The 14,256-nt window shown below is 68.2% G+C and carries 9 protein-coding genes; 5 read left to right on the top strand and 4 right to left on the bottom strand.

All coding sequences use genetic code 11. The features are described from left to right. Positions 1-6: 6 nt before the first annotated feature. Positions 7-2,712, top strand: a complete 2,706-nt coding sequence (locus OHA18_RS02365; protein ID WP_329001846.1) for a glycoside hydrolase family 78 protein — start codon at positions 7-9, stop codon at positions 2,710-2,712. Here the strand turns inward: OHA18_RS02365 and OHA18_RS02360 are convergent. Further along, positions 2,696-3,703 carry a LacI family DNA-binding transcriptional regulator gene (locus OHA18_RS02360; RefSeq protein WP_329001845.1) on the bottom strand — a complete coding sequence of 336 codons (1,008 nt, stop codon included), beginning with the start codon at positions 3,701-3,703 and terminating at the stop codon, positions 2,696-2,698. The two genes, OHA18_RS02365 and OHA18_RS02360, sit on opposite strands and share 17 nt — an antisense overlap. A gap of 193 nt (positions 3,704-3,896) precedes the next feature. On the opposite strand from OHA18_RS02360, the gene OHA18_RS02355 reads away from it, so the two are divergent. Next, a complete protein-coding gene (locus OHA18_RS02355) occupies positions 3,897-6,317 on the top strand; it encodes a pectinesterase family protein (RefSeq protein ID WP_329001843.1) in 2,421 nt (806 codons plus the stop codon). 51 nt (positions 6,318-6,368) lie between these two features. After that, a complete protein-coding gene (locus OHA18_RS02350) occupies positions 6,369-7,553 on the top strand; it encodes a hypothetical protein (RefSeq protein ID WP_329001841.1) in 1,185 nt (394 codons plus the stop codon). Here the strand turns inward: OHA18_RS02350 and OHA18_RS02345 are convergent, their stop codons facing one another. From OHA18_RS02345 to OHA18_RS02335, 3 genes are read right to left on the bottom strand one after another with little or no spacing between them, the layout of a single operon-like run. Beyond that, a complete protein-coding gene (locus OHA18_RS02345) occupies positions 7,554-8,828 on the bottom strand; it encodes a glycoside hydrolase family 28 protein (RefSeq protein ID WP_329001839.1) in 1,275 nt (424 codons plus the stop codon). After that, entirely contained in the window at positions 8,825-10,225 is a 1,401-nt protein-coding gene (locus OHA18_RS02340; protein WP_329001838.1) for a glycoside hydrolase family 28 protein, read from the bottom strand. The genes OHA18_RS02345 and OHA18_RS02340 overlap by 4 nt, the downstream gene beginning before the upstream one ends. A gap of 11 nt (positions 10,226-10,236) precedes the next feature. Then, on the bottom strand, positions 10,237-11,649 hold the full coding sequence (locus OHA18_RS02335; protein ID WP_329001837.1) for a glycoside hydrolase family 28 protein: 1,413 nt from the start codon (positions 11,647-11,649) through the stop codon (positions 10,237-10,239). 158 nt (positions 11,650-11,807) lie between these two features. On the opposite strand from OHA18_RS02335, the gene OHA18_RS02330 reads away from it, so the two are divergent. Beyond that, positions 11,808-13,220 carry a glycoside hydrolase family 28 protein gene (locus tag OHA18_RS02330; RefSeq protein ID WP_329001836.1) on the top strand — a complete coding sequence of 471 codons (1,413 nt, stop codon included), beginning with the start codon at positions 11,808-11,810 and terminating at the stop codon, positions 13,218-13,220. Positions 13,221-13,245: 25 nt separating this feature from the next. After that, positions 13,246-14,256: a LacI family DNA-binding transcriptional regulator gene (locus OHA18_RS02325; RefSeq protein WP_329001835.1), complete on the top strand. Its 1,011-nt coding sequence runs from the start codon at positions 13,246-13,248 to the stop codon at positions 14,254-14,256.

Below are 14,256 nucleotides of genomic sequence, written 5' to 3'. Positions count from 1 at the left end.
CTAGTCATGTGGCAGCTGTCCGAGTCACCGAACGTCGCGCGACTGACGCCGTACGACCTACGGTGTGAGCATCGGGTCGATCCACTCGGCATCGGTACGGCGCGCCCGCGGCTGAGCTGGCGACTGGCGTCGCCGATCCGCGGAGACCGGCAGGAGGCGTTCCGGATCCGGGTGCTGCGCGGCGGCGTACCGGTCTGGGACAGCGGGTGGCGAACCGAGCGGGATACGTACGTCGACCACGGTGGCGCGCCCCTGGCATCGCAGACCGACTACTTGTGGCAGCTCGAGATACGCGACGCGGCCGGTGGTGTCTCGACGGCGGAGGCGACGTTTGCCACCGGCATCTTCCACGACGACGAGTGGGAGGCGCACTGGATCGAGCACGACTACGAGACCGACGGGTACTTCGAACCGCCCGTCGATCGCGCCGAACCGCGAACGGTGCGCCAGGCAACGATCGCGCCGCCGCGGTACTACCGCCGCTCGTTCGAGCTGACCCAGCCCGTGACCAGGGCACGTGTGTATGCGACCGCCCACGGCCTCTACCTACTGAGTGCCAACGGCAACCGGGTCGGGAACGACGAGCTGACGCCGGGTTGGACCGACTACCGCGAGCGCTTGGTATACCAAACGTACGACGTCACCGACCTCCTGCGCGAAGGCGAGAACGTGATCGGCGCCGTGCTGGGCGAGGGCTGGTGGTCCGGGTACGTCGGATGGGACACGCGCAGCCACGCGCACCACTACGGCAAGAAGCCGCAACTGCTCGCGCAACTTGTCGTCGATCACCCGGACGGCTCGCGGACCGTCGTCGCGACCGACGGACGCTGGGTGGAACACGTCGGGCCGATCCGGTTCGCCGACCTGCTGATGGGGGAGTCGTACGACGCCAGGCTCGAGCTCGGCGACTGGTCCAGTCCCGGGTACGACGCGACCGAGTGGGCGCCTGCCGCTGACCTCGGCGGAGACGTGTCGACGTTGATCGCCGCAACGACCGATCCGGTGCGGGTGACCGAGGACCTTCCGGCGATCGCGATCACGCGACGCGGGCCCGGTCGCTTTATCGTCGACTTCGGGCAGAACGTCGCGGGCCGGGTCCGGTTGCGGGTGCGTGGTGCTCAAGCCGGGGACCGGATCCGGCTGCGCCACGGCGAGATGCTGGAGTCTGACGGTGAGCTGTACACGGCCAACCTGCGGACAGCCGACGCCACCGACTACTTCGTCAGCGCCGGCGCGGCCGAGGAGTTCTTCGAACCGATCTTCACTGTGCACGGCTTCCGGTACGTCGAGGTCGACGGTTACCCGGGCGAGTTGACGGCCGCGGACGTGACCGGACGGGTACTGCACTCGGATACCCCGGTCGCCGGGCGGTTCGACTGCTCGGATCCGGGTGTCAACCAGCTGCTCAGCAACATCCGGTGGGGTCAGCGCGGCAACTTCGTCAGCGTTCCGACGGACTGTCCGCAGCGCGACGAGCGACTCGGGTGGACGGCGGACGCGCAGATCTTCCTGCCGACGGCGGCGTACCAGTCCGACGTACTCACGTTCTTCGAGAATTGGTATACCGATCTCGCGGCCGCGCAGACCGACGAGGGTGCGATCCCAGATGTGATTCCGCACGTCATCACCGGTCGGCACGGGACACCGGCGTGGGCAGATGCGGCGACGATCGTGCCGTGGACGCTGTACCGGATCTACGGCGACGAGCGGGTACTCCGGACCGCGTGGCCGGTGATGCGGCGGTGGGTCGACTACGTGCACCGGGCCAACCCCGACCTGATCTGGCGGAACCGGACCAGCGGGCACTACGGGGATTGGCTGCAGGTCGGCGTACGGACCGATCGGGATGTGCTGGCGACGGCGTACTTCGCGCGGAGTGTGGAGTTCACTGCGGCCGCGGCGAGGGTGCTCGGGCTGGACGACGAGGCGGCCGCGTACGGCGAACTGCGGGAGCGGATCGCGGCGGCGTTCGTTGCCGAGTTCATCGACGCTGAGGGCAGGGTTCGCGGCGAGACCCAGACTGGGTATTTGTTGCCGTTGGCATTCGGGTTGTTGCCCGAGGAGGCTGAGCAGGCGGCGGTGAAGCACCTCGTCGCCGATCTCGAGCAGCGCGGGCGTTCGCTGACGACGGGGTTCGCGGGGGTCGCGTTGTTGTGCCCGATCCTGACCAGATACGGGTACGGCGAGCTGGCGTACGACCTGCTGCACGACGACCGGTATCCGTCCTGGGGATACTCGATCAAGCACGGTGCGACGACGATCTGGGAGCGCTGGGACGGCTGGACCGAGGAGAGCGGCTTCGGCCCGGTCGCGATGAACTCGTTCAACCACTACTCCCTCGGCTCGGTCGGCGAGTGGCTGTACGCCGACGTCGCCGGGATCAGCCAGTCGCCGGAGTCGATCGCCTTCCGGGACCTCGTGATCCGACCCCGCCCGGGCGGCCGGCTGACCTGGGCAGAGGGTTCGTACGACACCCCGTCCGGCCGAGTCTCCACCCGCTGGGAGATCGCCGACGGCACCCTCACCCTCGACGTCACAGTCCCACCAGGCGCAGGGGCAACCGTTCACCTGCCAACGACTGACCCCAGCTCAGCGCAGGAAGCCGGGCGCCCGCTGCACGAGGTCGACGGCCTGACGCTGCTCGAGGCCACACCCGACGCCGCCATCTGCCGCATTGCGTCCGGCACGTACCACTTCACCGCCCAGGCTTGAGGGGACGGGCGGTGGAGGCGCGGATGACCAGGTTGCCTTGGAGGTGGGTCGTGGCGGTGGGGGTGTTGGGGGCGAAGCGTTGCCAGGCTTGGCGGCCCAGTTCGACGGTGGAGACGGCGTACGTCGTGAGGCCGGGGTCGGTGTGGGCGCTCATCGGGGCGTCGTCGATGCCGGCGACGGAGATGTCGTCGGGGACCGAGAGACCGAGCTCGCGAAGACGGCTGAGGACGCCGACGGCGACCTGGTCGTTGAAGGCGATCACAGCCGTCGGGTTGTAGGTGAGCGCTTCGTCCACGGCGGCACGACCGTCCGCCGGCGTCGAACCGCAGTCGACGCGGATGATGGTGAGACCGGACGCCTCCGGTGAGCGGAAGCCGCGCTGGCGTTGCTGGTCGGACCACGCGGCGGTCGGGCCCTGCAGATAGACGATCCGCTTGTGGCCGAGTGAGGCGAGATGCTCGCACAGGGCGCGAACGCCGAGGTGGTAGTCGACAACGACCGACCCGACCGCTGGATGGCGAAGTACCCGGTTGATCAGCACCAGGCGCCGCGCCGCCTCGGCGACCTCACGCAACCGGGGCGTACTCATCCGCGGCGCGCACAGCAGCAGCCCGTCGACCCAGCGGGCGAGCTCGATCGCGGAGCGGTACTCCTGCTCCGGATCCTCTTCGGTCCCGGCGACCAGCGTGTGGTGCTCGTCGGCGGACGCCTCGGCCGCGACACCCTTCAGGATCGCCGCGAAGTACGGGTTGCCGAGATCAGGTACGACGACGCCGACCGTGCGGCTGCTGCCGCGGAGCAGGGTCTGGGCGGCCGGGTTCGGCCGGTAGCCGACATCCTGGGCAGCCGCGCGGACGCGTTCGGAGACCTCCGGCGACACCGGTTTGCCGCCGGACAGCACCCGGGACACGGTCGCGGTCGACACCTCGGCAAGTCGCGCGACGTCGTGGATCGTCGCGCGGGCGGCTCGGTCCGTGGGCGGCTTCCTCACCGGGTCATTGGACCACGACCGCGCCGTACAACGCTTCCAATCGGACGATGTAAACCTTTTCCTGATTTCCGGCGACCAGCTCTTGACGCGCCTCCGCGGTCCTGCGACGGTAGCGAGGAAAAGGATTACCCGCCCACCGCCCCGGGCCTCGGCACTCGCTGCCGGCTGCGGCGGTCCGCGCGAGGAGACCGCCGTGCGCAATCGCCTGTTCAGCTTGTTCCTGGCCGTTCTGCTTGTGGTTGGTGCGCTGACCACGACCACCGGTGTCGCGAGTTCCGCCGCGACACCGGCGACGTACGGGCCGTTCGACCCGCGGATCGAGCTCGACGGCCATTGGGGCCGCGACGACGACGTGGCGATCACCGTGAACTCCGGCTCGTCGGTCCGCCTCCGGTTCACCGGGTCGCACCTCGGCGCGCTGTTCAACACCGCGTCGATCACCGTTCCGGCCCAGCTGTACGTCGCGATCGATGGCGGAACCCCCGCGCTGCACAAGGTCGACGCCGATCACCTGGCCTTCGCCGACGACCTCGACCCGACGGTCGCCCACACCGCGGAGATCCTGGTCAAGGATGTCGACGAGTACGAGAACCGCTGGAACGTCCCGCTGGAGACCGGGGTCGTACTGAAGAAGGTCGAGCTCGGCCCGGACGCGAAGCTGATCCCGCTGCCGACCACCGCCGAGCACCGCATCGAGTTCTACGGCGACTCGATCACCCAGGGCGTGATGGCGCTCTGCGCGGAGCTCGGTACCGACTGCGCGGACGGCACGAAGGCGTACCCACATCTCGTCGGCGAGGCGTTCGGCGCGGACACCAACCAGGTCGGTTTCGGCAAGCAAGGCATCCTCCAACCCGGCCACGGCAACGTCGGGACCGCCGCGGACTCCTTCGGCTGGGACCTGGCCGGCTTCCCGGCCGGGAACTTCGACCCCGGCGCGGTGGTCGTCAACTTCGGCACCAACGACGCGGCGTACTCGAGCGCCGAGTTCGTCCCGGCGTACCTCGCCTATCTGCGGGAGATCCGGACCGCAGACCCGAACGCGCTGATCGTTGCCCTGCGCCCGTTCAACGGCACGCACGCCGACGACATCAAGACTGCAGTCGCGGCCGCGAAGGACCGCCGGATCGTGTACGTCGACACGACGGGCTGGCTCGGGCCGGACGACTTCAACGGCAGCACCCACCCGAACGTCCAGGGCCACCAGATCGCGGCTGCCAAACTCACCGCAGTACTCAAACACCTCACCGGCTGGTCGACCGGGCCGATTGGTATACCAAAGCTCGCACCGGCCGGCGCGACGTGCTCGGACACCCCGCTCAGCCTGACGTTTCAGGGCCCGGTCCGGCTCGGCGTCGCCGGCAAGATGCAGATCCGCCAGGCGGACGGTGAGGTCGTCGACACGATCGACCTCGCGGACCTCACGTCGTACCAGCGAACCGTCGGTGATGCGCGGACCGACTACGACCAGGTGCACACGTGGACGTACCAGGCGGTCGTGGTGGACGGGCGGACCGTGACGATCTATCCGCACCAGCGGCTGGCGGGCGGGCAGGTGTACTCCGTGACGGTCGACCCTGGGTTCGTGGTCGGCAACCCTGGCGCCAGCTGGCAGTTCAGGACGCAACGAGATCCCAAGACCGACGCACACTTGACGGTGGGCGCGCACGGTGACTTCTGCACCGTGCAGGCCGCGATCGATTTCGTTGCTCCGGGCCACAAATCGACAATCGACGTCGCGCCGGGTACGTATCGCGAGTTGATCTGGGTTCCGCCGACCAAACCGGGCATCACGATCAGCGGCGCCGGCGCCGGCCGGACCGTGATCGGGTACCCGAACAACAACCTGCTGAACGGCGACTCCGCGATGGCGAACGTGCCGATGGAGCAGTCGTACTGTCAGCGCCGCGTCATCCCGCAGTCGGACCGCTTCAACTGCTGGCGCTCCGCGATGGCGGTCTTCGCGGACGACTTCACGATGACGGACGTGACCGTGCAGAACCTCACGCCGTACCGCGGTTCCCAGGCCGAGGCGTTCTTCGGGAACGGAAGCCGGATGGTGCTCGCCCGCGTCCGCATCCTCGGCTACCAGGACAGCCTTCGCCTGCAGGGCCAGGCGTTCGTGACGAACAGCTACGTCGAGGGTGACGTCGACTTCGTCTGGGGGACCGGTGGCGTGTTCATCCAGGACTCCGAGCTGAAGGCGCTCCACGAGGGCTACTACAACCAGGTCCGGAACATCGACAACGGACCCGGCAACATCTTCGTCCGGGTCCGGCTGACCCGCGGACCCGACGCGCCTGACGACAGCGTGTACCTGGCCCGCGCGGAGCTCAGCCGGTTCCCGACCAGCCAGGTGGTCTTCATCGACTCCGCGATGGACAGCCAGGTGGCGAAGACCGGCTGGCAGATCACCAGCCCCAACGACTGCGCGGCCGCCGGCCAGATCCGGTTCTGGGAGTACCACAGCACCGACCTGGCCGGTCATCCGCTCGACACCACCGTACGACTGGCGTGCTCCCGGCAGCTCGGCGACGCAGAGGCCGCGCAACTGCGCGATCCGTCGTTCGTGTTCGCCGGCTGGCACCCGGTTGTTCCCCGCTCCGAAAGGTGATCCAGGATGAAGCACGTCAATCGTCGTACTCTTCTCGGAGGTGCTCTCGCCGTGACTGCCGGCGCTACCGGATGGCCGCAGAGCGCCTCCGCCGCTGAGGTGCCCGCCGGTGGTGCGCTCCCGCACCCCGCGCCGCGTCCTGTCGCGCCGGTGAACCAGGAGATTGCCGCCTCGCACGCCGCGATCTACCGGACGCTGCCGGAGGTCGTTGTCGGCGTGGACGTCGAGGACCTGATGAAGATCCACACCGCCGCCGACGCGGACGCACTGCGCCCGCAGTTGGTGGCCCAGGTGTGGAAGGACACGGGCGTCCTGCCGACCACTCTGCCCACCGTGACGCGGGACGTTGGCGCACCGTCGGTGCTGCCCGCGTTCACCGGCATCCGGCGGTACGACAAGCTCGATATCGCGATGGACTTCGGGTACGTGTCCACGGTGTTCCTGCTCGAGCCGGCGCGGAGCACGCACCGGCGGGTGGCGTTCTACCACAACGGTCACGGCGAGGGCCCGGAAACGATGCAGCCGGTGACTCAGGCGCTACTCGACCACGGGTACACCGTGCTTCTGTTCGCGATGCCGTTCTACCACTGGAACCCGAAGACGCTCCAGGACCCGAACGACCCGTCGGTGCAGCTGCAGCCGTCGCACAACGACCTACCACAGTGGGAGTCGGCGTCGTACTCGCCGCTCGCATTGTTCCTGGAACCGTTGGCAGTGGCAATGAACTATGTGCAGGCCACGTACCGTCCGTCCTCGGTGCAGATGATCGGGCTGTCCGGAGGCGGGTGGGCGACGACCGTGTACCCGGCGCTCGACACCCGGATCACCCGCTCGTATCCGACTGCGGGCTCGCTGCCGTTCTTCGTTCGCCCGGGCTCGCCGAAGCCGAGTCCGACGCGGGGCGACTGGGAGCAGCGCCAGGACATGCAGCCCGGGTTCTACGGGCTGGCCGACTTTCCGGACTTCTACGCGCTCGCGTCCATCGGACGGAACCGGCGGCAGATGCAGATCCTGAACCGGTTCGACGACTGTTGCTTCAACGGCGTCGGGCACCGGTCGTACGAGGCCGCTGTCCGGCAGCGGATCGCCGTCATCGGCACCGATGCCGTGAGCAACGAGTCGAACGGCCACTGGGAGCTGCTGGAGGACGCCACCCACCAGCTGCACGCGATCAGCCCGTACGCGCTGTCGGTGATCCTGTGGGACCTCGACGTGCACTGCGCGCACCTGCCCTGACTACCGGATCTGGTGGACGTCCTTGACCGGGTGACCGTTGATCGTGACGTTGTCCAGGCTCAGCGCCGTGTGCACCACGGTGCTGGGCTGGTCGACGGTGAAGTCGCAGTCGACCAGGCGGAAGTCCTCGATCGGTGAATGCCGATAGCCGCGGAGGAGCACTGCGTTGCGAGCTCGCTCGACCTTCACACCCCGCAGCTCCACGTTGCGCACGTACGGCGTGAGCGGGCCGTCCTTGCCCTCCCCACGACAGAAGTTGCACTGGACAACTTCCTTCCGCAGGCTCGAGACCGTGATGTCGCTGAGGTAGACGTTCTCCACGCAGCCGCCACGGACCGCATTGGTCTTGATGTACAAGGCGAAGTACGGGCCGTTGATCCGGCAGTTGCGGACGTAGACGTTGCGGATGCCGCCGGTCAGGTCCGAGCCGAGCGTGATCGCGCCGTACTTGACGCCCAGCGTGCAGTCCTCGATCAGGACGTCCTCGGTCGGCATGTTCACCCGCAACCCGTCGGCCTCGCGCCCGGACTTGAGGGCGATGCAGTCGTCGCCGGCCTCGATCGTGCAGCCGCTGATGACGACCGAGCGGCACGACTCCAGGTCGATCCCGTCGTTGTTCGGTCCCTGGGAGTCGATCACCACGTCCCGGATCGTCACGTTGCGGCACAGGACCGGGTGGATCTGCCAGAACGGCGAGCGGACGACGGTCACGCCTTCGATCAGCACGTTCGTGCAGTTGTACGGCTGGACGAAGCTCGATCGCAGCCGTCGGCCTGCGTCGCGATCCTGGGATGGTATGCCAAACCAGCTCTGCTCCCGCAGTCGGTTGAAGTCCTCGTCGCACTCGTGGAACCAGCTCCACCAGTTGTCCCAGGAGCCCTGGCCGTCGAGCGTGCCGGTGCCGGTGATCGCGATGTCGGTGCAACCGTTCGCGTAGATCAGCGGGGAGCGGTTGAGCACCTCGAGACCTTCGTACCGCGTCTCCACGACCGGTAGATAGTCGCTCGGCTCGGTGCTGAAGCGCAATGTCGCGCCCGCTGATACGTGCAACTCGACATGTGATCTCAGGTGGATCGCTCCGGTATACCAAACCCCGGGGGGTACGACGACGCGGCCGCCGCCGGAGTCGCTGCACGCCTGGATGGCGGCGGCGATGCCGGCGGTGGCATCGTTCTGAACGGCGCCGTACGACGGGATCGGGAAGTCGACGGCCGGGAACTCGGGCGGCCGGACGTCGGCCCGGATCCGGTCTGCCTCGGACCAACCAGGTGTCACAGGAGCTGCGCGGGGTCGGTGATGAGCTGCCCGTTGACGTGGACGTTCCGGAACGTCAGCTCGGTGTCCTGGATCGAGCTCGCGGCGTCGATGCTCGTGTACGTGCAGTCGATCAGCCGGAAGTCCTGGATCGGTGAGCGGGGGTAGCCGAAGATCGAGAACGCGTTCCGCGCGTGGCCGACGTTGACGTTGCGCAGCTCGACGTTCCGCACCCGCGGCGTCAGCGGGCCGACGTCGCCCTCGCTGCGGTAGAAGTTGCAGGAGACAACTTCCTTGGTGAGGTTCGAGATGTCGAGGTCGCGCAGGTAGATGTTCTCGGCGAAGCCGCCGCGGACGGAGTTCGTCTTGATGTACAGGCCGAAGTACAGGTTCGGGCTGCCGATCGTGCAGTTGCGGACGAACACGTTCCGGACGCCGCCGGTCATCTCGCTGCCGATCGTGATCGCGCCGTACCGGATGTTCAGCGTGCAGTTCTCGATCAGGATGTTCTCCGACGGCACGTTGATCCGCAGGCCGTCCGCGCCCCGGCCGGACTTGATCGCGATGCAGTCGTCGCCGCAGTCCAGTGTGCAGTCCTGGATGTGGACGTACTGCGAGCTCTCCGGGTCGATGCCGTCGTTGTTCGGGCCGCGGCTGTCGATGTGGATGCCGCGGACGGTGATGTTGCGGGACAGCACCGGGTGGATCTCCCAGAACGGCGAGCGCAGGATCGTGACACCCTCGATCAGCACGTTGCGGCAGGACTGGGTCTCGATGAACGCGGCGCGCAGGTAGTGGCCGGCGCCGTACACGCGGTCCTGCACCGGTATGCCATTCGCTGCTTGTTGCTGCAGCGCCTGGGCGTCGGGGCCGGACGGGGTGACCCAGGACCACCAGTTGTCCCAGGTCGCACCACCGTCGAGCGTGCCGGAGCCGGTGACCGCGATGTTCTCGCAGTCGCGCGCGTAGATGAGGGGTGAGTAGTTCATGCACTCCGCCCCCTCGAACCGGGTCAGCACGACCGGGAGGTACTGCGTCGGGTCGGTGCTGAAGAGCAGCGTCGCGCCGTCTGCGAGGTGCAGATTGACGTTGGACTTCAGGTGAATCGCCCCGGTGAGAAACGTCCCGGCCGGCACCACAACCCGCCCACCGCCCGCACGGTGACACGCATCGACGGCCTTCGCGATCGCCTCGGTCGCCGGCGTGACCCCGTCGCCAACCGCCCCGAACCCGGTGATCAAGAAGTCCCGATCCCGAAACCGCGGCGGACGTGTGTTGCGAAGAATCTCCCCGACCTGCCCCCACCCCGGCCCAGGATCATAGGCGGCGGCTTCACCCGAAGCGACCGTGGCAGTGGTGGTGGCGAGGGCAGCCGCGGCGCCGAGGCGGAGGAAGTTCTTGCGGCTCAGGTTTTCCATCAGGGGGCTCCTTAGTGGTCGACGCGGGTGCCGTTGATCCAGACCTGGTCCAGGCGCAGGCCTTCGACGTGCTCGATCACGTTCTCGTCGGTGATCGCGTCGAAGCGGCACTGGTGCAGGCGGATGTCGCGGAGCGGGTCGTCGGCGAGGCCGAGCAGATTGAGCGCGCGCGGCGCGGACGCCACAGTGAGTTCGCTGATCGCGATGCCGTGCACGTCCGGCGGATACGCACCGGTGACAACGTTCGCGTAGTTGAGCACGATCTCGATCACCGAGTCGGCGGCCTGACCGACCGTCACCCGGCGTACGTCGATGTTCGCGATCGTGCCGCCGCGGTCCGGGTTGCTCTTGATCCGGATCGCGCGCTCGAGGTGCGGGCTGCTCATCGTGCAGTCGCGGACGAAGATGTCCATCACCCCGCCCGACGTCTCGCTGCCGGCTGTCACCCCGCCGTTCCCGTCGGCCATCTCGCAGTTGCGCACCACGGCGTACCGGGACGGGACGTTCACCCGCCGCCCGTCCGCGTCCTTGCCCGACTTGAACGCGATGCAGTCGTCGCCGGTGGAGATCGTGCAGTCCTCGATCAGTACGTCGGTGCACGACTCCGGGTCGATGCCGTCGTTGTTCGGGCCGTCCGGGCTGTCGACGGTGACGCCGCGGATCGTGACGTTGCGGCAGAGCACCGGGTGGAGGTTCCACATCGGCGAGTCCTTGACCGTGATGCCCTCGAGCAGCACGTTCTCGCAGCGGTTGAACTGGAGCAGGTTCGGCCGGAGGTAATGGCCGTCGCCGAAGACCCGATCCTCGACCGGCACTCCGTCGGCCGCCAGCTGGATCAACAGCGTCTTGTCCGGTGACTCGTTCGGCGGCGGTCCGCCGGTCCAGTCCCACCAATGGGTGGCGTCCGCGCGCCCGTCGAGCACGCCGCGCCCGGTGACCGCGATGTCGCGTTGGCCGTACGCGTAGACGAAGGGGGAGTAGTTGTAGCACTCGGTCCCTTCGTAGCGCGTCGCGACCACCGGCAGGTACGCCGCCGGGTCCTGACTGAACGCCAGCCGCGCACCCTCCGCCAGATGCAGGTCGACCCGACTGAGCAGATGTACGGCGCCGGTCCGGTAGTCACCAGCCGGTACGACGACGTGCCCGCCGCCGCGCCGGTGACAGGTCTCGATCGCGGCGCGGATCGCCGCCGTACAGTCCGTTGCGTCGTCGCCGACCGCGCCGAAGGCGGTCACGTCGTACCACCGGTCCGGGAAGCGTGGAGGGCGGATCCGGCGGAGGATCGCGGCGACCTGTGCGTCGGGGGCTGGGTTGGAAAGAGTCTCGGCGGCGGCCGGGGCGGTGCCGCCGCCGAGGACGGCTCCAGCGACGGCAACGGCTCCGCCGGCGAGCAGGACTGTACGGCGACGAACTGGGGCGGACATCCGCGGCCTCCTAGCGTGCAAACGATTGCAATCGATCGTGCCCGGAGAGGCGGGTGGTGTCAACGGCTGGCGTGGACGAAGTCTTGACCGGCCCGAAATCTCTTGGATACTTGCGGGCAAAGCTTTACCCGCTCGGTTGTCAGGAAGGTGTGCCGCCCATGCATCCCACCCGTCGTCAGCTCCTCCGGCTCGGAGCCGGAGGATTCGTTGCTGCAGGCATCGGCCTGCTGGAACTGCCCGCCATCGCCTCGGGTGGCGCGGCGGGTGGTTGGGGTGAAGGTGCGGTGCGGGGGCGGGTTCGGGCGCCGCGGTTTCGGGACGAGCGGTTTGTGATTACGGCGTACGGGGCGACGCCGGAGGATGCTACTGCGGGGATCGCCGCGGCCATCTCCGCGTGTCATCGGGCCGGGGGCGGGCATGTTGTTGTGCCGGCCGGCGTTTGGTATACCGGGGCGATCAACCTGCTGAGCAACGTCGACCTGCACCTGGAGGAAGGGGCGACGCTGCGGTTCAGCACCGATCCGGCCGCCTACCTGCCCGTCGTCCGCACGCGCTGGCAGAGCGTCGAGGTCTACAACTACTCGTCGCTGATCCGCGCCGAGGGTCAGACGAACATCGGCATCACCGGCAAGGGCGTCCTCGACGGTGCCGGTGACAACGAGCACTGGTGGTACCTGATCGGCAGCGGCCAGTACGGATGGCATACCGGCCTGCCGAACCAGCGCGCCGACTGGGCCGAACTCGAACGCATGAACAACGAGCAGGTCCCGCTCGAACAGCGTGTCTTCGGCGCCGGCCACTACCTCCGCCCGAGCTTCATCCAGCCGTTCCGCTGCACGAACGTGCTGATCGAGGGCGTCACCGTCAAGGACTCGCCGATGTGGACGATCCACCCGCTCGAGTGCCGCAACGTCACCGTGCAAGGCGTCACCGTGCGCAACCTGGGCCCGAACGGCGACGGCTGCGATCCCGAGTCCTGCACCGACGTACTGATCCGGGACTGCGTGTTCGAGACCCACGACGACTGCATCGCGATCAAGTCCGGCCGCGACGCCGACGGCCGCCGCCTCGGTCTGCCCTCGCGCGGCATCATCGTCGAGGACTGCACGTTCATCAGCGGCGGCGCCGCGGTCGCCGTCGGCAGCGAGCTGAGCGGCGGCGTCGAGGACGTCTACGTACGGCGCTTGCACGCCCCCGCGGACCCGGCCGCCGAGGAGGCGTACCTGCAGTGGCTGCTGTGTGTGAAGTCCACCTCGACCCGCGGCGGCTATGTCCACAATGTCGATGTGCGCGACGTGGATTCGCGGGCCTGGATGTATCGTCCTGTGGAAATCACCTTCAGTTACCAGGGTGGTGGCGATCAACTGCTGTACCCCGACGTGCGCGACATCCGCTGCGACCGGGTCCGGGTGGCCCGGGCCGAGCGGGTGTACCGCGTCGTGGGTGCGGAGACGCAGCACATCCGTGCGGTGTCGATCACCAACAGCCGGTTCGACCAGGTCGCGGCGGACGCTGTCGTACAGTACGCCGACGACGTGACGATCCGGAACGTGCGGATCGGCACTTCATAAGGGCGCATCGGGGATATTAGGGGACATGGTGGCGGATCGGGTTCGTCTGATCGACGTGGCACGCGAGGCCGGTACGTCGGTCTCGACGGTGTCGCGGGCGTTGAACGGCTCCGACCTGATCTCGCCCGAGGTGGTCGCCCATGTGCGTGCGGTGGCCGGCGAGCTGGGCTACCGCGCCGACAAGCGGGCGCAGGAGTTCAAGCGCGGCCGCCCGCTGACCGTCGGCGTCACCGTGCCCGACCTGACCAACCCGTTCTTCTCCGAGGTCCTGAAGGGTTTGAACGCCGCCGCGCGGGCAGGTGGTTATCGCTTGCTGATCGGTGAGAGCAGCGAGGACCCGGCCGAGGAGCTGCGGCTCGTCGACGAGTTGGTCGACTACTCCGGCGCGTTGGTGCTGTGCAGCTCGCGGCTGACTCGCGCCGGCCTCGAGAAGGCGCTCGCCCAGCCGGTGCCCGTCGTTTGCATCAACCGCACGGTGAAGAACGCGGGCGTGGTCGCGATCGACTACCGCGCCGCGAGCAGGCTGCTGCTGGAGCACCTCACCGGTCTAGGCCATCGCCGGGTGCTGTACGTCGGCGGTCCGGCCGCGTCCTGGTCCGATGGCGAGCGGCGCCGGACATTGCGTCGTACGGCGCGCGCCCTGGACGTCACGCTGGACGAGGTCGACGGCGGCTGGTCCGGCAACCATGGGTACGACGCGGGGCCGACCGTTCTGCGCAGCCGGGCGACCGCGGTCATCACGTTCAACGACCTGGTCGGGATCGGCTTGCTGAGCTGGATGTACGACAACGGGGTCGAGGTGCCGGCCGAGCTGTCGGTTGCGTCGTACGACGACATTCCGATCGCGGCGTACTCGCGGCCGCCGCTGACCTCGTTGCGTAACGAGCGGGCCAAGCTGGGGGAGCTCGCCTGGGAGCAGCTGACCAAGCGGCTCGGTGGCGAGGACTGGCCGGCGCCGGATCTGCTCACGCCCGAGCTGGTGGTCCGGGCCAGCACGGGACCGGCGCGGCGGCGAGCCCTGATCCGGGCGCACTGA

It is taken from the genome of Kribbella sp. NBC_00709, from assembly GCF_036226565.1.
Taxonomy (GTDB): domain Bacteria; phylum Actinomycetota; class Actinomycetes; order Propionibacteriales; family Kribbellaceae; genus Kribbella.
Note: the sequence above shows the minus strand (reverse complement) of the source record. Positions and strands in the feature narration are given on the sequence as shown.

What these genes read in the sequence shown, in the direction of transcription:
- OHA18_RS02365 (WP_329001846.1), top strand. Translation starts at nt 7, where the DNA reads ATGTGGCAGCTGTCCGAGTCACCGAACGTCGCGCGACTGACGCCGTAC.
- OHA18_RS02340 (WP_329001838.1), bottom strand. Translation starts at nt 10,225, where the DNA reads ATGGAAAACCTGAGCCGCAAGAACTTCCTCCGCCTCGGCGCCGCGGCT.
- OHA18_RS02335 (WP_329001837.1), bottom strand. Translation starts at nt 11,649, where the DNA reads ATGTCCGCCCCAGTTCGTCGCCGTACAGTCCTGCTCGCCGGCGGAGCC.
- OHA18_RS02330 (WP_329001836.1), top strand. Translation starts at nt 11,808, where the DNA reads ATGCATCCCACCCGTCGTCAGCTCCTCCGGCTCGGAGCCGGAGGATTC.
- OHA18_RS02325 (WP_329001835.1), top strand. Translation starts at nt 13,246, where the DNA reads ATGGTGGCGGATCGGGTTCGTCTGATCGACGTGGCACGCGAGGCCGGT.